The sequence below is a fragment of the Antricoccus suffuscus genome (assembly GCF_003003235.1).
Lineage (GTDB): Bacteria > Actinomycetota > Actinomycetes > Mycobacteriales > Antricoccaceae > Antricoccus > Antricoccus suffuscus.
This window is the reverse complement of sequence record NZ_PVUE01000015.1, coordinates 1-17839: the sequence shown is the minus strand read 5'-3', so window position 1 is coordinate 17839 and position 17839 is coordinate 1. Positions and strand designations below refer to the sequence as shown.

General features: G+C 64.3%; 17 protein-coding genes and 5 tRNA genes. 6 read left to right on the top strand and 16 right to left on the bottom strand.

Going from position 1 to position 17839, the window contains the following annotated elements; all coding sequences use genetic code 11:
- Positions 1-107: 107 nt before the first annotated feature.
- The 4 genes from CLV47_RS15745 to CLV47_RS15730 all read right to left on the bottom strand — a co-directional run bounded on the left by CLV47_RS15745 (position 108) and on the right by CLV47_RS15730 (position 1000).
- On the bottom strand, positions 108-518 hold the full coding sequence (locus CLV47_RS15745) for a hotdog fold thioesterase (protein WP_202862629.1): 411 nt from the start codon (positions 516-518) through the stop codon (positions 108-110).
- 159 nt (positions 519-677) lie between these two features.
- Positions 678-752, bottom strand: a tRNA-Val gene (locus tag CLV47_RS15740).
- A gap of 51 nt (positions 753-803) precedes the next feature.
- Positions 804-874 (bottom strand) — tRNA-Cys (locus tag CLV47_RS15735).
- Between the two features lie 53 nt (positions 875-927).
- Positions 928-1000: transfer RNA gene (locus CLV47_RS15730), tRNA-Gly, on the bottom strand.
- Positions 1001-1188: 188 nt separating this feature from the next.
- Here CLV47_RS15730 and CLV47_RS15725 point away from each other — a divergent pair.
- Together CLV47_RS15725 and CLV47_RS15720 are read left to right on the top strand one after the other, a co-directional pair.
- A complete protein-coding gene (locus tag CLV47_RS15725) occupies positions 1189-1653 on the top strand; it encodes a TIGR02611 family protein (RefSeq protein WP_170111109.1) in 465 nt (154 codons plus the stop codon).
- A 62-nt stretch (positions 1654-1715) separates the two neighbouring features.
- Positions 1716-1787, top strand: a tRNA-Val gene (locus CLV47_RS15720).
- Positions 1788-1857: 70 nt separating this feature from the next.
- Here CLV47_RS15720 and CLV47_RS15715 read toward each other — a convergent pair.
- Positions 1858-2553: a hypothetical protein gene (locus tag CLV47_RS15715; RefSeq protein WP_106350018.1), complete on the bottom strand. Its 696-nt coding sequence runs from the start codon at positions 2551-2553 to the stop codon at positions 1858-1860.
- A gap of 70 nt (positions 2554-2623) precedes the next feature.
- Positions 2624-3526, bottom strand: a complete 903-nt coding sequence (gene coaE, locus CLV47_RS15710) for a dephospho-CoA kinase (RefSeq protein WP_170111108.1) — start codon at positions 3524-3526, stop codon at positions 2624-2626.
- A 229-nt stretch (positions 3527-3755) separates the two neighbouring features.
- Between coaE and CLV47_RS15705 the strand changes: the two genes are divergently transcribed.
- Positions 3756-3986: a hypothetical protein gene (locus CLV47_RS15705; RefSeq protein ID WP_106350016.1), complete on the top strand. Its 231-nt coding sequence runs from the start codon at positions 3756-3758 to the stop codon at positions 3984-3986.
- A gap of 78 nt (positions 3987-4064) precedes the next feature.
- Here the strand turns inward: CLV47_RS15705 and rpsA are convergent, their stop codons facing one another.
- The gene (rpsA, locus tag CLV47_RS15700) at positions 4065-5552 is read right to left on the bottom strand and encodes a 30S ribosomal protein S1 (protein ID WP_106350015.1); all 1488 of its coding nucleotides are present in this window, start codon (positions 5550-5552) and stop codon (positions 4065-4067) included.
- 295 nt (positions 5553-5847) lie between these two features.
- Here rpsA and CLV47_RS15695 point away from each other — a divergent pair, with 295 nt between their 5' ends.
- Positions 5848-6711, top strand: a complete 864-nt coding sequence (locus tag CLV47_RS15695) for a class I SAM-dependent methyltransferase (protein WP_106350105.1) — start codon at positions 5848-5850, stop codon at positions 6709-6711.
- On the opposite strand, the gene polA is transcribed toward CLV47_RS15695, so the two are convergent.
- Positions 6708-9401 carry a DNA polymerase I gene (gene polA, locus CLV47_RS15690; protein WP_238145462.1) on the bottom strand — a complete coding sequence of 898 codons (2694 nt, stop codon included), beginning with the start codon at positions 9399-9401 and terminating at the stop codon, positions 6708-6710. The genes CLV47_RS15695 and polA overlap by 4 nt on opposite strands.
- Before the next feature lie 23 nt (positions 9402-9424).
- On the opposite strand from polA, the gene CLV47_RS15685 reads away from it, so the two are divergent.
- Entirely contained in the window at positions 9425-9883 is a 459-nt protein-coding gene (locus CLV47_RS15685; RefSeq protein WP_106350013.1) for a hotdog fold thioesterase, read from the top strand.
- A gap of 37 nt (positions 9884-9920) precedes the next feature.
- Here CLV47_RS15685 and CLV47_RS15680 read toward each other — a convergent pair whose 3' ends face one another.
- From CLV47_RS15680 to CLV47_RS15650, 7 genes are all read right to left on the bottom strand, one after another.
- Entirely contained in the window at positions 9921-10523 is a 603-nt protein-coding gene (locus CLV47_RS15680) for a GNAT family N-acetyltransferase (RefSeq protein WP_106350012.1), read from the bottom strand.
- A 79-nt stretch (positions 10524-10602) separates the two neighbouring features.
- Positions 10603-11322 carry an ABC transporter ATP-binding protein gene (locus tag CLV47_RS15675; RefSeq protein WP_106350011.1) on the bottom strand — a complete coding sequence of 240 codons (720 nt, stop codon included), beginning with the start codon at positions 11320-11322 and terminating at the stop codon, positions 10603-10605.
- The gene (locus tag CLV47_RS15670; protein ID WP_106350010.1) at positions 11309-12220 is read right to left on the bottom strand and encodes an ABC transporter ATP-binding protein; all 912 of its coding nucleotides are present in this window, start codon (positions 12218-12220) and stop codon (positions 11309-11311) included. The genes CLV47_RS15675 and CLV47_RS15670 overlap by 14 nt, the downstream gene beginning before the upstream one ends.
- Positions 12217-13407: a branched-chain amino acid ABC transporter permease gene (locus CLV47_RS15665; RefSeq protein WP_106350009.1), complete on the bottom strand. Its 1191-nt coding sequence runs from the start codon at positions 13405-13407 to the stop codon at positions 12217-12219. Before CLV47_RS15665 ends, CLV47_RS15670 begins: the two co-directional genes overlap by 4 nt.
- Positions 13404-14411, bottom strand: a complete 1008-nt coding sequence (locus CLV47_RS15660) for a branched-chain amino acid ABC transporter permease (protein WP_106350008.1) — start codon at positions 14409-14411, stop codon at positions 13404-13406. Before CLV47_RS15660 ends, CLV47_RS15665 begins: the two co-directional genes overlap by 4 nt.
- A 109-nt stretch (positions 14412-14520) precedes the next feature.
- A complete protein-coding gene (locus CLV47_RS15655; protein WP_202862628.1) occupies positions 14521-15732 on the bottom strand; it encodes a branched-chain amino acid ABC transporter substrate-binding protein in 1212 nt (403 codons plus the stop codon).
- Between the two features lie 210 nt (positions 15733-15942).
- The gene (locus tag CLV47_RS15650; protein WP_238145461.1) at positions 15943-16611 is read right to left on the bottom strand and encodes an ANTAR domain-containing response regulator; all 669 of its coding nucleotides are present in this window, start codon (positions 16609-16611) and stop codon (positions 15943-15945) included.
- 119 nt (positions 16612-16730) lie between these two features.
- Here CLV47_RS15650 and CLV47_RS15645 point away from each other — a divergent pair.
- A tRNA-Leu gene (locus CLV47_RS15645) sits at positions 16731-16806 on the top strand.
- Positions 16807-16949: 143 nt separating this feature from the next.
- Here CLV47_RS15645 and CLV47_RS15640 read toward each other — a convergent pair.
- The coding region (locus CLV47_RS15640; protein WP_106350007.1) for an HNH endonuclease signature motif containing protein at positions 16950-17839 on the bottom strand (890 nt) is incomplete at its 5' end.

Here is a 17839-nt window from a genome sequence, read left to right as displayed (position 1 = left end):
TCGAGCGCCGACATCGAATTACCCCGCAGGCCGCGCGAGTGCGTCGCGCGATCACAATTCCGCACTAATTGCTGGCCCGGCTTGGCAACCTGCCGCAATGCGCAGCGCTAGCCGACCTCGACGACCCGGCCGGTGAAGATCGCGACCAGCGTGTCGTTCGCGGTATCGACGATGGTGACGTCGTAGAGGCCGTTGCGACCGGCCTTGCCATAACGCAGACGTTCGGCCGCAGTGGCACGCAGTACGACGCCCTCGGCCGCCGGTGCGACGTACTGGATATCGGCCGCGGCGGCGACGTTGAGAGCACCACGGGTGTTACTCGCGTACGACAGCGCGATGTCGCCCAGGGTGAAGATGAAGCCGCCATGGCACGTGCCGTGACCGTTGAGCATGTCTGCGCGGACGGTCATCGAGACGACGGCTCGGCCACCTGCGGCACTGTCGAGACGGACGCCGAGGCCGCGCGCGGTACGGTCGGCAGCGATCATCGCCGCGAGGTGGGAGTCGTCGTACGTCACGCCGATCATCGTACGGTCCGCCCGCCGCGACATTCCGATGCAAATGTGCCGATGCGCAGCAAGATCCTGCGGCCGACGCTGCCGATCGGTACAAATGTGCCCATGTGCAGTGGTTTTACGACAAAACCCCCACTCCATGACGGATCGGGGGTCTGTTGCTGGTGGGCGATACTGGGTTCGAACCAGTGACCCCTTCGATGTCAACGAAGTGCGCTACCGCTGCGCCAATCGCCCAGGTGATAATTCAGTTGTTCAACCGCCTCGTGCTACGTGTCTCGCGTCTTGAGGTGGCGACGGGATTTGAACCCGTGTACACGGCTTTGCAGGCCGTTGCCTCGCCTCTCGGCCACGCCACCGTGAGAAAGCGCCTCGGGATTCTGCCGAAACAGAGATCCTGGGGACTTCCCAGAGCGGACGACGGGATTCGAACCCGCGACCCTCACCTTGGCAAGGTGATGCTCTACCAACTGAGCCACGTCCGCATTGCCGTTTATATTTCGTTTCAAACAGCGAGATGGAACTCTACCCGATACGCCAGCGCCGCCGCATCCGGGGGTCCAGATTGTCTGCGAGACTATTGTCGTACAACGGAAGCAGAACCATCTCGGGACTAGTTCCGTCTGACACGATAGACGCTGCCCACCTCCATCGAAAGGCTCCCGGTCCCCTCTTGTCCAGTCATGACGCGCCCGACCACGACGCGCCGCCCCGTCGTCGCACCGAGTACGCCGATGAGCCTGGCCTGCTCGACGACGTGGCGGACAAGCTGAAATTCCGCGACCGGATCGAACGCAATCCGGCACTCAAACACGCCTACCGAGTCGGCGTCGGAATCGTCGGCTTCCTCGTCCTCGTCGCCGGGATCATCATGATCCCGTTTCCGGGCCCCGGCTGGCTCGTCGTGATCGCCGGCCTAGCGATCCTGGCCACCGAGTTCGCGTGGGCCGAACGGCTCCTCGACTTCACCAAGGGCAAAGTCATGGCGTGGACTCGCTGGGTGATGCGGCAGCGAATGTGGGTTCGGGTCCTCATTGGCCTGCTGACCGCGTTGTTCGTGTACGGCGTGGTCGTGGTCGTGCTGCATCTGACCGGCGTACCTGGCTGGACGCCGAGCTGGATCCCGCTCTGGCACTGATCGCACAGCGGCTCAGCGGCTGCGGTAGTATTTGCGATCGCGTCCTACGGCGCACCCAACTCGGGCGATTGGCGCAGTGGTAGCGCACTTCGTTCACACCGAAGGGGTCACTGGTTCGAACCCAGTATCGCCCACCGAGCTAAAAGAGCCGCACCGACAACACGTCGGTGCGGCTCTTTTGGTGTCCGGGTCAGGTCTTGCAGGTCAGCTGACCGCGATCACGAACTTCGCGGGATCGATGCTGGTGGCGTCCACACCCTCAACGGCGAAGATGATGCTAACGACGCACTGGCTGCCAAAGTCCGTCTTCTTGACCGCGACGGCTAGCTCGTAGTTCGACGTGGCCCCAGGTGCGATCGTCGGCGTACCGACCTCGGGGGCATCGTCGATAACCCATTCGCTGTTGGAGAAATTGTCGCCGCAGTAGACCTTCGTCTTGCTCCGGTACGACGACATGTCGATCGTCTTGTCGCTCGGGTTGGTGACGGTGATCGGGAAGGCACGACCCTCCTCGTCGCTGAGCACGTCGCCGGCGTTGGGGTAGTCCTTGGGAACTGGCGTCCCGAGCTTGACCTCGACGCCGTTCTTGTACTTAAACGGCTCGCCGGGCGCTTTGGCCGCGTCCTGTGGGCTCTGCGGGCCGCCGCCACCGCCGCCAGCGGAGCTGCTGCTGGACGACGAGTCGGGCGAGCTGCTGTTGTCGCTGCTGCTGCTGCTAGAGCCGCCGGAGCTGCTGCCCGAACCGCCGGACGACGTGCTGCTGCCGCCACTGGTTGACGCGCCGGGCGCATGAGACGCGGTGCCCGTCACGGTCGACGTACAGGCGGCAATCCCGAAAAGCGCGGCACCCATTGCCGCCGATATCGCCACGGCGCGGTTCATCGTCTTGTTGGGTGCCACGTGTCATGCCTCTCGTCGTGTTTCATCACCATGCGAGCGCCCGCCTACCAGCGCGAACTCACTCGATAGACTACCTGGCGCTCGGGTCGCCGATGTGTAGGTCCAGTGGTACGCGCGGATCGGAACTGCGCAGCGGAGCGGTCGAATCCGGATCGCCGGTAAACCAGCCCGCTTCACCGAAACGGCGTACCAATGAGGTTTTGTTACCAGGGTCTGACGGGCGAACCCCGATTGTGGTTTCGTCGAGATACGTCGTTGTTGCCGCATCGTCGACGGCCGCTGCGGCGAAGGTCACTCGCGCGAGCGCCCGTTGCCTGGCCGATTCATCCAACACAGTTTCCGAAGCGTGCGCGGCCGGACGCGCCGCCGCGAGGTTGTCGGCGTAGGGCTTGAGCCGGTCCCGCCACAACGCCGTGGCGGCGGCGACAAGGTCCTGTGGAGTGCCGGAGTTGTCGAGAAGTGCATCGGCGATCCGCGACCGGTCCGCGTCGGAGGCTTGCGAAGCCATCCGGCCGCGCACATCGGACTCGACCATTCCGCGCGACTCGATGAGCCGCTTCAGGCGTACGTCACGAGGCGTGTGCACGACCACAACCAGGTGAAAAGCCGCGGCCATCGAGCCTTCGGCGAGCAGCGGGATGTCGTTGATGACGATGGCGTCCGGCGCGGCCTGCTGTTTCAGTGCGCTACTGCGCTGCCGAACCAGCGGATGCACGATCGCATTGAGTTTCGCGCGGGCCTCGTCGTCGCCGAAGACGATCTCCGCGAGCGCCGGTCGGTCCAACGCGCCTTGCGGATCGAGCAGGTCTGCACCAAACGTTCTCACGATCTGCTCGAGACCATCGCTGCCCGGCTCGACGACCTCCCGAGCGATCTGATCGGCGTCGATGATGACCGCGCCCAGCTCCCGAAACGCCGTACTCGCGGCGCTCTTACCCGATCCGATCCCGCCGGTCAGCCCAATATCCAGCACCCGCGCCTCCTTCGTTGATGAAAACGTGATCTCGCCCGCGTCGCGGCCACGGCGTGCCTACGGCTGTTCGCGCAAGGCGGCTCATAGTCTATGAGCGGTACTACCATCAGTCACTTCTGCCACAGAAGTCACACAACTAAAACTGCTGCTTCACCACTGCAAACTACACACCGAATCCGACCTCGGGTCACGCAGATCCGACGCATTTTGATTGGAGGCGATTTTCGCAATGGCACGCCATACGCTGCCTCACGGACGCGCCGGCAGGCATCGCTTCGGACGAGCGGACCGCGTCTACTGCCGTGACCTGCCCGCGGTCCGCGAGTTTTACACGATGCACAGCAAGCCCCGACGCTGGTTCCGGCTGTTCTCCACGCGGCGCGCCCGCCACTCGTTCGCCTGGTTCGCCGCCACCGGCGAGCGCGCGAAGCCGGCGTTCGCGCTCATCATGTCTCTGTAGACGCCGGAAATAGTTCCTCGAACAACGACGAAACCCCCGAGCCAATCGGCTCGGGGGTTTCGTTGTTGGTGCGGCTAGTTACTCTCCGCCACCGGCGAGCTTCTCGCGCAACGCGGCGAGCGCCTCATCGGAAGCAAGCGTGCCGGAGCTGTCATCGGAGGTAGAAGCGTAGGAACCGCCGCCACCGCCACCCTGCTCGGCATTAGCTTCGGCGTCGGCTTCCTTAGCCGAGTCGATCTGCTTCATGTGAGTCTCGTAGCGAGCCTGCGCCTCGGCGTACTGACGCTCCCACTCCTCACGCTGCTTGTCGTAGCCTTCCAGCCACTCCTGGGTCTCCGCGTCGAAGCCCTCGGGGTAGATGTAGTTGCCCTGCTCGTCGTACGACGCGGCCATGCCGTAGGCCTCGGGGTGGAACTCCGGCTTCTCGCCACCCTCGCCCTCGTTGGCCTGCTTCAGCGACAGGCTGATGCGGCGACGCTCGAGGTCGATGTCGATGACCTTGACCATGAGCTCGTCGCCGACCTGAGCAACCTGCTCTGGGATCTCCACGTGACGCTCGGCCAGCTCGGAGATGTGGACCAGACCCTCGATGCCGTCCTCGACCCGCACGAACGCGCCGAACGGAACGAGCTTGGTGACCTTGCCGGGCACGACGTGACCGATCTGGTGGGTACGCGCGAACTGACGCCACGGGTCTTCCTGAGTCGCCTTGAGCGACAGCGACACACGCTCGCGCTCCAGGTCGACCTCGAGGACCTCGACGGTGACTTCCTGGCCGACTTCGACAACCTCGGACGGGTGATCGATGTGCTTCCAGGACAGCTCCGAGACGTGGACCAGACCGTCGACGCCGCCAAGATCGACGAACGCGCCGAAGTTGACGATCGAGGAGACAACGCCCTTGCGGACCTGCCCCTTCTGCAGCTGGTTGAGGAACTCGCTGCGGACCTCGGACTGGGTCTGCTCCAGGAACGCACGACGTGACAGCACGACGTTGTTGCGGTTCTTGTCCAACTCGATGATCTTCGCTTCGATCTCGCGGCCGACGTACGGCAGCAGATCGCGCACGCGGCGCATCTCGACCAACGACGCCGGGAGGAAGCCACGCAGGCCGATGTCCAGGATGAGTCCACCCTTGACGACCTCGATGACCGTGCCCTTGACTGGCTCGTCGGCTTCCTTGAGCTCTTCGATCTTGCCCCACGCGCGTTCGTACTGCGCACGCTTCTTGGACAGGATCAGGCGGCCTTCTTTGTCTTCCTTCTGGAGGACGAGGGCTTCGACTTCGTCACCGACGGTCACGACCTCATTGGGGTCGACGTCGTGCTTGATCGACAACTCGCGCGACGGGATGACACCTTCGGTCTTGTAGCCGATATCGAGGAGAACCTCGTCGCGGTCAACTTTGACGATGGTGCCGGAGACGATGTCTCCGTCGTTGAAGTATTTGATGGTCGCGTCGACGGCGGCGAGGAAATCTTCAGCCGAGCCAATGTCGTTGATGGCGACCTGCGGGGTGCCAGAGGCGGTTGGTGCGTTGGTGGTGCTTTGGGTGGTTGCGGTCATGTAGAGGGTTGCTCCGGTGCGGACAATTGATCGGTGTGCTGCCAGGGCCCTTTTCGAACCGCCGCGTGCACCCGCGACCTGAGGTGGGCAATATGATCAGAACTGATCGACACCCAGCCAACGTCTTACGACTGGCCGAAACCGAGCAACAAACAACATTTCGAGCGCGGTCCACTCCATTCTGGGAACGCGCAGACCCGTAGCGCACCGTTTATCGTACGCACAGGAAGCCGCAGAGACTACCCCCACCTCCATTGAAGAGCGGGTTGCCCTGCTCACAGCAGAATTGGACGCCATGACCGAACGGCCTCGCGAGCAGCACACACCCACCGCCGGCGGAGAGCTCGGCACAACCGCCGCGGTGCAGCACCGCCGCGTCGAGCCCGACGAGTCGCGGCGCGCATCGCGCCACTGGTGGGATCTCGATGCGGACAACTATGTGGCCGAACACGCCGCTGACCTCGGCGACGTCGACCTGTTGTGGTGCCCGGAGGGCCTGCGCGAGTCCGACGTACAGCTGCTGGGTCCGACGCCAGATCTGGTCGGCACGACGATCCTTGAGGTGGGCTGCGGCACGGCGCCGGTCTCCCGCTGGCTTCAGTCGGTCGGCGCCAACGCAGTGGGATTCGACCTGTCCGGTGGGATGCTGCGACACGCGTTGCGGCTCAATGCGGGCACCGGGATCGACGTACCCCTCGTGCAGGCCGACGCCTGCCGGTTCCCATTCGCCGACGCCAGCTTTGATTTCGTCGTCTCGGCCTTCGGCGCCATCGCGTTCGTCGCGCGTCCGGAGGAAGTCATGGCCGAAGCCGCGCGGGTGCTGCGACCGGGCGGCAGGTTCGTCTTCTCCACGAACCATCCGATCCGCTGGATCTTCCCGGACAGCCCGTCGGCCCGCGACTTGCAGGTGCATACGTCGTACTTTGACCCTCGCGCCTACCTCGAGGTCGATGACAACGACCGACCGACGTACATCGAGACCCACCGCACGATCGGCCAGCGGGTCCGCGACATCGTCGCTGCCGGGCTCGTGCTCGACGACATCATCGAACCCGAATGGGTGCCCGGCCGGCAGGTCGTGTGGGGGCAGTGGAGCTCGGACCGCGCGAAATGGATACCCGGGACCGCGATCTACGCCGCCCACAAACCCGCACGCTAGTGGACCGCGGCGTCCCAGGTCGCGCCGTACCCGACCGACACATCCAGCGGTACGTCGAGCGCGCACGCGCCGGCCATCGACTCGGTGACGATCTTCTCGACCTGAGCGCGCTCCCCCTTGGCGACTTCGAGAATGAGCTCGTCGTGGACCTGCAGCAGTAGCCGGGACTTGGTCTTCGCCGCGGCCAACGCCTTTTCGACATTGAGCATCGCGACCTTGATGATGTCCGCGGCCGACCCTTGGATGGGCGCGTTGAGAGCCATCCGCTCCGCCATCTCGCGGCGCATCCGGTTATCGCTGGTGAGGTCCGGCAGATAACGCCGGCGACCCATGATGGTCTCGGTGTAGCCGGTCATCCGAGCTTGTTCGACGACATCGTGCAAGTAGTCACGGACGCCGCCAAACCGCTCGAAGTAGGCGTCCATCTGCTCGCGCGCGAGCGCCGGGGTGATGCGCAGCTGCTGCGACAGCCCGTACGCCGACAACCCGTAGGCCAGGCCGTACGACATGGCCTTGGTACGCCGCCGCATCTCCGCGTCGACCGCGGACGCGTCTACGCCGAACGCCCGCGACGCAACGAACGTGTGCAGGTCCTCGCCGGTCGTGAACGCCTCGATCAGTCCTTCGTCGCCGGACAGGTGCGCCATGATCCGCATCTCGATCTGGCTGTAGTCGGCAGTCATCAGCGACTCGTAGCCGGGCCCTACGACGAACGCGTGCCTGATCTGCCGACCCTCCGCGGTACGCACCGGAATGTTTTGCACGTTGGGGTCCGTCGAGGACAGCCGCCCGGTCGCGGCGATGGTCTGCTGGAACGTCGTGTGGATCCGGCCGACGTCATCGACCAGCGGCAGCAAGCCGTCCACGACCGACTTGAGCCGGGTGACATCGCGGTGGCGCATGAGGTATTCGAGGAACGGGTGCTGCGTCTGTTCGAGCAGCCCGCGTAACGCGTCGGCGTCGGTGGTGTAGCCGCTCTTGATCTTCTTGGTCTTCGGCAGGCCGAGCTCCTCGAACAGCACGACCTGCAGCTGCTTCGGCGAGCCGAGGTTGATCTCGTGACCGATCACCGAGTAGGCGTCGTCGGCGGCCGCGCGCACCTCGTTGCCAAACTGGTCGGACAACGACTCGAGGTAGTCCGAATCGACTGCGATGCCGCGAATTTCCATCTCTGCAAGCAAAGTAGCCAGCGGAAGCTCCATGTCCTGCAGCAGCGACGTCGCGCCACGATCGGCGAGCTCCGTGTCCAGTACGACGGCCAGTTGAACGGTGCCGATTGCCCGCGCGATGTGCTCTGCGGCGATCTGCTCGTCGGCCTCGTCCTCGCCGCCGTCAAGGGTCAGCTGCTTGGCGGAGGCGTCACTGGGCGAGGCCAGCTCGCGTTGCAGGTGCCGCAGCACGAGGTCGGCCAGGTCGAACGAACGCTGTCCCGGCGCGACGAGGTACGCCGCCAGCGCGGTGTCGCTGCGCAGCCCGGCCAGCGACCAGCCGCGTGCGGCGATCGCCAGGAGTGGCCCCTTGCAATCGTGGATGACTTTAGGAACTTTTGCATCGGCGAGCCAGCCGGCGAGCGCCGCGTCGTCGGCGGCCGTCAGCTGCTCCGGTCGCAAGTCGACGTACGCCGAGGCGCCGTCCTGGACCGCGAGCGCGATGCCGGTCAGCTCCCCGGTCCCCCGTCCCCAGGTGCCGCGCAGCGACAGTCCCACCGGCGCCGCCCCGGTCGCGTTGGCGGCGAGCCAGTCGGCGAGCGCCCCCGGCTGGAGGGTCGTGGCCTCGAACTCGAAGCCGTCGGTCGCCTCAGGCTCGGCCGAGGTCAGCGTCTCGTAAAGGCGGTCGCGCAGCACCCGGAACTGAAGCGAGTCGAAGACCTTATGCACCTCGTCGCGGTCCCAGCCCTGCATCTGCAGCTCGTCGACCTCGACGCCGAGGTCAAGATCCGGCAGCAGCCGGTTGAGCTCGAAGTTGCGCAACACGTCGGGAAGATATTCGCGGACCGCATCGCCGACCTTGCCCTTGATCTCACCGACGTTTTCGATGATCTCATCAAGCGAGCCGTACTTATTGATCCACTTGGCCGCCGTCTTGGGGCCCACCCCCGGTACGCCGGACAGGTTGTCGCTGTCCTCACCGACCAGCGCCGCCAGGTGCCGGTAGCGGTCCGGGCCGACGCCGTACCGCTCGGTGACGGCCGCCGGGGTCATCCGCGAGAGGTCGGACACTCCCCGCTTGGGATAGAGGACAGTGACGTGGTCGTCGACCAACTGGAAGGCATCGCGATCACCAGAACACACGAGTACGTCGAGGTCCGCGGCGCGCGCTTGCGCCGTCAGCGTCGCGAGGATGTCGTCGGCCTCGAAACCCTGCGCGGTAACCCAGCGGATCTTCAGCGCGTCGAGCACTTCCTGAATCAGGCTCACCTGGCCGTTGAACTCGCTCGGTGAGGCTGCTCGCTTGGCCTTGTAACCGTCGTACTGCTCGGTGCGAAACGACTTGCGCGACAGGTCGAACGCGACCGCCAGGTGGGTGGGCTGCTCGTCGCGCAGCACATTGATCAGCATGGAGGTGAATCCGTAGACCGCATTGGTGGGCTGACCATCGGTGGTGGAGAAGTTTTCGACGGGTAGCGCAAAGAACGCACGGTAGGCGAGCGAGTGCCCGTCGAGGAGCAGGAGCCGATTCGGGGTAGTCACGCCCTCGAGTCTAGGGTTGCGCCATGACATCTTCCGAACCAGTCGAGACCACCGAGCCGGTCTCGGGGCCGCCGGCCCATCTGATGAAGCGATTCCGCCCGGATGGGCAAATGGACGACAAGCTAGGCCTGGTCATGCGTGACTGGAATCCGCAGCGGCTCGTCGCCACGATGCCGGTCGCGGGCAACATCCAGCCCATGGGTCTGTTGCACGGCGGGGCAAGCGCGGCCATGGCCGAGTCGCTCGGCTCGATGGGCGCAGCGGTGAACTCCCCCGCCGGGACCTATAGCGTCGGCATCCAACTCCAGGCGACGCACCACCGGTCGGCGACCAGCGGGACCGTGACCGGCGTGGCCACTCCGATTCACCTGGGCCGCACGTTGAAGACGTTTCAGATCGTGATCACCGACGACGCGGGCAATCGCTGCTGCACCGCACAGTTGACCGCGATGACGCTACCGGGCAAACCCGGCCCCAAATAGCCGCGGTTACGGACACCTGTCACGCACTACGTCTCGGCTAGGTTCGCTGCGCTCTCTGCGCTCTCTGCGCTCGACGACCGAAATTCAACGGAATCCGCAGTCGTTCGGCGTACGTCGAAGCCATTCCCAACGACTTGCGCAAATGTGCTACGGATGCGATCCGGCGTACGACCAGGGGCGCGAAACCGAGCCGCGCGTAGTAGCGGTTGGTCTCGCGGGCAGTGGAGCTGACGCCCACGATGAGGTGCTTGGCGCCGCAGCGGTCGGCGTACCGGGTCGCCTCGCACAGCAGGGCCTTGCCAATGCCGCGGTTGCGGAAGTTGTCCGGCACCAATAGGTAGTTGACGAAAATGGCCGGCGACTCGAAGACCGCGCTGATCGTGTCCCTGGACAGGACCGCGACGCCGGTGACCACCGTGTCATCGAGCGGGTCAGTGGCCACGATGGTGCGAACGTCGGCATCGGTGAGCAGTTTCTCAAACTGGGTCTGACGGTTGCGCATGTCCGGGCCCTCGAGGAGTCGGCGGACGCCCGCGTGGGAGTGCCCCTCGGATTCATCCAAGACAGTCGCCGTCAGGTGCATGATCGCGACGATGTCATCAGGCTGCGCATCGCGGACAGGTAGCGCTGCGCGAGTCATTCAACTACACCTCCAGTGCGCACAGTGGTCTACCGTACGCCGTGCCCGAGCGCCCGAAGTAACGGGACTCAGGCCCGCCTCAGGCGACGCCGAGGTAAGCCTCTTTCACCGCTGGATCGGTCAATAGCTGCTTGCCCGGTCCGGACTTCGTCACAGCGCCAGTCTCAAGAATGTATGCAAAGTGCGATCGTGACAAGGCGCCCTGCGCATTTTGTTCAACGAGAAGGACCGTGGTGCCGTCTTTGTTGATGCCGGTGATGATCTGCAGGATCTGCTGGATGATCTTGGGCGCCAAGCCAAGCGACGGCTCGTCGAGTAGCAGCAGCTTCGGGCGTGCCATGAGCGCCCGTCCAATCGCCAGCATCTGCTGCTCGCCACCGGAAAGCAGGCCGCCCTTCTGGCCCTTGCGTTCCTCGAGCCGCGGGAAGAGACCGAAGATGTGCTCGACCATCTCGTTGTATTGCGCCTTGGACGGGAACTTTCGCGCGAAGGTCCCCATGTCGAGGTTCTCCAGCACCGTCATTCCGGGAAATACGCCGCGGCCTTCCGGCGACTGGCAAATGCCCTCGGCGACCCGATTGTGTGCAGGCATCCGGGTAATGTCCGCGCCCTCGAAGATGATCTTGCCGGACGTCAGAGGGCGCACCCCCGAGATCGCCCGCATCGTCGTCGTCTTGCCGGCGCCGTTCGCGCCGATCAGGCTGACGACCTGACCCTCCTCGACCTGTAACGACAACCCATGGAGGGCCTCGATCGCGCCGTAGTTAACCACCACGTCGTGCAGCTCAAGCATCGCCATCGAGATCCACCTCCTCGTCGGGTACGCCGAGGTACGCCGCAATGACGGCGGGGTTGTCGCGGATCTGCTCCGGCGTACCTTCGGCTATCTTCCGTCCAAATTCCAGTACGACGATGCGATCGGTCGCGCCCATCACCAGCCGCATGTCGTGTTCGATCAACAGCACCGTGTAGCCCTGGTCGCGGATCTGTTTGATCAGCCCCATCAGCTCGACTTTTTCGGCCGGGTTGAACCCGGCGGCCGGCTCGTCCAGGCACAGCAGTTTCGGCTCGGTTGCCATCGCGCGAGCGATCTCGAGCCGACGCTGATAGCCGTAGGGAAGGTTACGCGCCTGGTCCCCCGCCCGGTCGCCGATACCGACGAACTCGAGCAGCGCCACGGCGCGGTCGATCGCCTCACGTTCCTCGCGGCGGTGGCGCGCAGACCGAAACAACGCTCCCGGGACCGAGGTGTGGTGTCGCGCATCTGCACCGACGACCACGTTTTCCAGGGCCGTCATCGTCGGGAACAGCCGGATGTTCTGGAAGGTCCGCGCGATGCCCAGTCGGGTGATCTTGTTTCGCTTGACCTTGGTCAGCGGTTTACCGTCGAAAATGACCGTCCCGCTGGTCGGGCGATAGACGCCGGTCATCGCATTGAAGCAAGTGGTCTTACCGGCCCCGTTGGGACCGATCAGGCCGAGTATCTCGCCCCGCCGGATCGTGAAGTCGACATCGTCGAGCGCGACCAGGCCGCCGAACTTCATCGTGACGTGGTCGATGTGCACGAGGGTCTCGCCGGCCTTGCCGGCGTCGCGTCCCTCGATCGTCTCGGCAACCTCGGCGGCGCGTTCCTCAGGAAGGTCTGCCAACGCCGAGTGCGCCTCGATATTGGTATCTGCCGGTATCTCGGCGGTCATAGCGCCTCCCTGTTCGTCGGCGGTACGCCGTCCACCTCTTCGTCAGGCTCGTAGTCGATCGTCGCGTCCTTCGGTAGGTCGGCCCCGAGTAATCGATGTCGCGCGGGGATCAACCCCTGCGGCCGGAAGAGCATGAGCACGATCAGCGCGACGCCGAAGATCAGGAACTTCCACTCGGCGATGACGGTGAACCGCGACGGGATGTAAACGATCAAGAACGCGCCGAGCAGAACGCCGAGCTTGTTGCCCTGTCCGCCGAGCACGACGGCGGACAGGAAGAGCATCGACGTGACGACGTCGAACTTCTGGTTGTTGACGAACTGGACTTGGCCAGCCATCAGCGCCCCAGAGAGCCCTCCGATCGCGGCGCCTATCGCGAAGGCCCACAGTTTGTACTTAAACGTGCTCACGCCCATGATCTCCGCGGCGTCCTCATCCTCACGCAGGGCAATCCAGGCGCGTCCGACGCGTGAGTGCTCCAGGTTGCTGACCGCCCAGAGCATGAGCAGGATCAACACGATGATCAGCCAGTACCAAGCAAGGCCCGAGGTGAACGGTTTGGCGTTGTTGGCGTTGGAGAAGAACCCGAATGGTCGCGAGTCGCTCGTCCCGACGACAGGGAACGCGACCCGGGCGAACCCGGTCTGCCCTTTCAGCGGACCGATATTGTCAGCGAGTAGCCGGACGATCTCACCGAAACCGAGTGTCACGATCGCCAGATAGTCACCGCGTAGTCGCAGCGTGGGTAATCCCAGCAGCAGTCCCGATAGCGCGGTGACGACCATCGCGATCGGCACACAGGCCAGCCACGACCAGCGCAGCGCCAGCTCGCTGTCGGGGCTGGAGAGCAACGCGACGACGTACGCGCCGACCGCGAAGAACCCGACGTACCCGAGGTCCAGCAGCCCGGCCAGGCCGACGACGACGTTGAGCCCGAGGGCAATCAGCCCGGTGCGCGCGCATTCCGCGAGCACGTTGCTGAACTGGAGGCCGGCGCTGTCGGTGCTGATGCCGGGCGGGTTGAGCAGCGGCAGGATGACCAAGAAGATCAGGAACGCAATCGTGATGGTGAGCTTGACCGGTTTGCCCAGCCCTTCCCACCAACGGCGTACGGGATTGCCCACACTGGGCAACTTGTCCAGCAGCCCTTTGTCGGGCTTCTGCGGCGACGTCTGCGAAACAGTCATGCTCGAGCCCTCCCTAGAGACTCACCGAGAATCCCCGATGGCCGGAACATCAGTACGGCGATCAGCAGCACGAATGCCACGACGTCACGCCAGGCACCACCGAACAGTGCCTGGCCCCAGTTCTCGGAGACTCCGAGGAGGAGGCCTCCGAGGAGCGCGCCGCGCAGGTTGCCGATGCCACCGAGGACGGCGGCGGCGAACGCTTTGATACCGAGCAGGAAGCCGCCGGAGAAGACAATGCCCTGCGGGATTTTGATGGTGTACAGCAGTGCGGCGGCGCCGGCGAGGATTCCCCCGACGAGGAAGGTCGTCATGATGACTTTCTCCGGGTTGACCCCCATCAGCCGGGCGGTCGTGGGGTCCTGCGCGACGGCCCGGATGCCGCGACCGAACTTCGTCCGGTTGACGAACGAGTCGGCCAGGATCATCAAGATAACGGCCGAAACGACAATCATGATCTGGACGTTGTCGATCTGCGCGGAAAAGATGTTGAAAACGTGGACCGGTGTCATCAACCGGATCTGCGGCTCTGGGTTCTGCCCCCGCCACACAAAGAACGCCTGCTGGATAGCCAGCGAGGCGCCGATTGCAGTGATGAGGAAGACCAGTGGCGGCGCACCGCGTTTGCGCAGTGGCCGGTAAGCGACCCGCTCAATAATCACGGCCGTCGCCCCGGAGGCGATCATCGCGATCAGCATCGCCACAATCAGGTAGACGACCGTGAGCGCGACGCCCTCGTTATAGGCGTCCGCCGCGGGTGTGAACCCGAGCGCTTGCAAGATGAAGTACTGCGCAAACATGCCGACGAGGAATACCTCGGAATGCGCGAAGTTGATAAGTCGAAGCACGCCGTAGACAAGTGTGTAGCCGATGGCGATGAGCGCGTAGATCGCGCCGTACGTGAGACCGTCCGTCGTCAGCGACCAGAAATCCCTGATCAGGCTACTGGTATCGAACGAAATCCAAGTATCGGCGAGCGTGGTCGCTGCCAATGTTATGTGCATCCAGAATCCTTATCGATAAGGCATTGGACATGCGTGCGGCCGGACCGGAAGGGCCCGGCCGCATGCGTGTTGGCGGCGGTGAAACCGTCACCGATGTGATGTGTCCGTACTACTTGACCTCGTAGATCCAGATGTTGGTCTCAGCGAGCTCGCCGGTGTTGTCCCACTTGTAGTGGCGGGCGATGCCGTCACCGTCGTAGCTCTTCACGTAGTCGAGCAAAGCCGGCCGGGTGACTGCACCGGAGTCGATTCCCTTGAGCATGATCGTCGCAAGGTCATAACCTTCGACCGAGTAGGTGCCGGGCACCTTGCCACCGGTTGCCTCGCCGTACGACTTGGCGAATGTGTCGTCAGCAGGACCGCACGGGCAGGACAGAATCGCGCCCTTGGCGGCCGAACCGGCGCCCTTGACGAACTCCGGATCCTTCACGCCGTCTGCCGACATGAACTTCGCCTTTACGCCACCCTGGCGCAGCTGCTGCACGAACGGAGACGCCTCGGCGTAGTAACCGGAGTAGAACACGACATCGACGTTGGCGCTCTTGATCGCGTTGACGACCGCGGAGAATTCCTTCTGCTTGGTCTTCACGTCTTCGTTGCAGGTGACGAGGCTGCCAAGCGTATCGCTGATTTCCTTAGCCAAGCCGATGCCGTAGTCCGAGTCGTCCTTGACGACACAGACCTTCTTAGCCTTCAAGCTGTCCTTGATGTACGCCGCGACGGCCGGTCCCTGGACCGCGTCGTTGGCGAGGCCGCGGAAGAACGTCTTCCAGCCCTGTTTGGCGAGGTCCGGGTTAGTTGCCGATGCGGTGACGGACACGAGACCAGCCTGGTTGAACTGGTCGTCGACGGCCTTGCTCTCGCCGGAGAACGCCGGGCCAAGCAGACCGATGACCGAGTTGTCCTGCACGATGGACGGCGCGACCTGGGTCGCCTTCTCCGGCGTACCTTCGGTGTCGAACGGCGCGATCTCGACCTGGCAGTCCGGGTTGGCCTTGTTGTGTTTGTCGACGGCGGTCTTCATGCCGTTGAGGATGTTGATGCCGAGCGCGGCGTTATCACCGGTTTGGGCCCCGGCGAATCCGAGCTTCACGCCCGAGCACTTGGCCTTGCCGTCACCCGCCGGATCGGCCGGCGTGCTCGCTGCGGCCTCAGGAACCTTCTTGCCTTCCTTCGTGATCTGTTCGAGCGGCTGGATCGTCGGCGTGCCGGACGACCCACTGCTGCTGCTGCTGTTCGTTTTCTTTTCGCCACAGCCTGTTGCGACGACGGCGAGAATCGCACACGCTGCGACAGCGCCGTACAACGGTCGACGGACCACGCTAACCTCCGATAGTTCATTCTTCGACGCAAGTGCCGGATAGTTCCGGCCAGATCCTTGTCGTCTACAGGCGAAAAAATGTACCGCCCGAATGTTTCATATTTGTGACCGAACTCGCCTTCGTGACCGAACAGCAATATTCGGTGTTCGCGGAATCGCGTGAAAATTGGTGACCAGGTACTACCCTTCGGGTCAGTTGACCTGGTCAGGCTAGCGTTTAATGCTCTCGAGCACCACAGCCGCGACCGCTTTCATCGTCGTACGGCGTTCCATGGCGCTCTGTTGAATCCAACGGAATGCCGCCGCCTCGGACAGCTTGTGCTCGACCATCAACGCCGCCTTCGCGCGGTCGACCAGCTTGCGAGTCTCCAGGCGGTCGCCGAGCTCGGCCACTTCCTCATCGAGCGCGCGCATCTGCGCAAAGCGGGCCACCGCCATCTCTATCGCCGGCACTAGATCGGACTTCTGAAATGGTTTGACCAGATAACCCATGACTCCCGCATCGCGGGCACGCACGACGAGTTCGCGTTGGCTGAAGGCGGTGAGGATGACGACGGGAGCGATCTTGTCGGCGCAGATGCGCTCGGCCGCGGCCAACCCGTCGACCCCTGGCATCTTCACATCGAGGATGACCAGGTCCGGTCGTAGCTCGACCGCGAAGTCGATGGCCTCTTGCCCGTCTGAGGCCTCGGCGCAGACGTCGTACCCTTCCTCGATGAGCATCTCCTTGAGGTCGAGCCGGATCAACGCTTCGTCTTCGGCGATGATCACCCGGGGCGCGGGCCGTGCGGCTGCGGCCGGGTCGATCTCGACCTGATCGGACGCGATCCCGGTCGGGAGATCGGTGGCTGCGGACTCGGGGTGGTCATGATCTGTCACGTGGTCGCTCCAATACGGTCGCCTCGTCGTACCGCCCGACTAGCGAACGAGAAATCGACCTGGTTACCCTATATACCTTGCCAACATCGGCTGGTGACCTACCTACCGTGAATCGGCGAGGCCCTGTAGCCCAACGGCAGAGGCACGGTGCTCAAACCACCGCCAGTGTGGGTTCGAATCCCACCGGGGCTACCACGCGAGACGCCCTCTTGCCGTCGCTTACGAGCGACAGTAGGAGGGTGTTGTCGTTTAAGTCGTCCACTCAATCAGGTGGAAGCGGCCAAAGCCGCGCTTCAAGCGTGTTGGAGCAGAACGCCGAAACTTATGCCCGCCCGTCCCTAGTCGCGTTGTGGTGGTGGGTCGGTGTCGGCGGGATAGGTGAGGTATCTGCGCCCGGCGGGGCTGGTCCATTCACACGACGCGTCGTCGTGCAGTGTCACTCGCCAGTTGGTTTGGTGTTTCAGCCGATGGTGGCGTCTGCACAGAGCGATCAGGTTGCAGTCGCCGGTGGTGCCGCCGGTCCCGTCGGGGCGGTGCGGGTCGATGTGGTCGACGTCGCAACGTTCGGCGGGGCGGGTGCAGCCAGGAAAGCGGCAGGTCTGGTCGCGTTGGATGACGCGGCGGCGCATCTGTGCCGGTGGGCGATACGTTTTGGTGCCGACATCGAGGACCGCGCCGGTGTAGGGATCGGTGATGACCCGTTGCCAGCGGGCGTCCTGTGCGAGGTAACGGGCCAGGTCGGCATCGATGGGCCCGAGCCCCTCGATCGCGGCGACCGCCCGCCGGTGCGGGTCCTCCGGGCGCGTTTCAGCACTGAGCGTGTCGGTGGCTTCAGAATCGTTCGTACCCGCATCGTTCGGGTTGGCACTGTCGGTGTTGCCGCTGTTGGTGTTGCCACCGGGTCGACCCTGCGTTTGGCCGGTACCGCCCGCATCGTCCGAGGCGTCGGCACCATTCACGTCTCCGGCGCCGCGCGTGCCGGTTTCGGTGCCGGCGAGGTCGGACCCGGCTAACGCGTGCGCGGGGATCGTGACCTTGATCGTGACCTCGGGGATGCGCGGGACGGTGAAGTTGATCGTCGCGGCGAGTCCCCGGATCGTCTCGAACACTGCGGCGGCTTCGGTGGACTCGCTCGGGTCGGTGATCAGGTACTGCCCGTCGGCGTCCCACGCCGCCGCGCCGGGTATCGCCCCGCCGTAGGCGGGGTGCCCGGCGGGGCGGATCATCG

Excerpts from the sequence above, each read along its gene's own strand:
- CLV47_RS15705 (WP_106350016.1), top strand. The coding sequence starts at position 3,756 with ATGGCACGCCATACGCTGCCTCACGGACGCGCCGGCAGGCATCGCTTC.
- rpsA (WP_106350015.1), bottom strand. The coding sequence starts at position 5,552 with ATGACCGCAACCACCCAAAGCACCACCAACGCACCAACCGCCTCTGGC.
- CLV47_RS15695 (WP_106350105.1), top strand. The coding sequence starts at position 5,848 with ATGACCGAACGGCCTCGCGAGCAGCACACACCCACCGCCGGCGGAGAG.
- CLV47_RS15685 (WP_106350013.1), top strand. The coding sequence starts at position 9,425 with ATGACATCTTCCGAACCAGTCGAGACCACCGAGCCGGTCTCGGGGCCG.
- CLV47_RS15680 (WP_106350012.1), bottom strand. The coding sequence starts at position 10,523 with ATGACTCGCGCAGCGCTACCTGTCCGCGATGCGCAGCCTGATGACATC.
- CLV47_RS15675 (WP_106350011.1), bottom strand. The coding sequence starts at position 11,322 with ATGGCGATGCTTGAGCTGCACGACGTGGTGGTTAACTACGGCGCGATC.
- CLV47_RS15670 (WP_106350010.1), bottom strand. The coding sequence starts at position 12,220 with ATGACCGCCGAGATACCGGCAGATACCAATATCGAGGCGCACTCGGCG.
- CLV47_RS15665 (WP_106350009.1), bottom strand. The coding sequence starts at position 13,407 with ATGACTGTTTCGCAGACGTCGCCGCAGAAGCCCGACAAAGGGCTGCTG.
- CLV47_RS15660 (WP_106350008.1), bottom strand. The coding sequence starts at position 14,411 with ATGCACATAACATTGGCAGCGACCACGCTCGCCGATACTTGGATTTCG.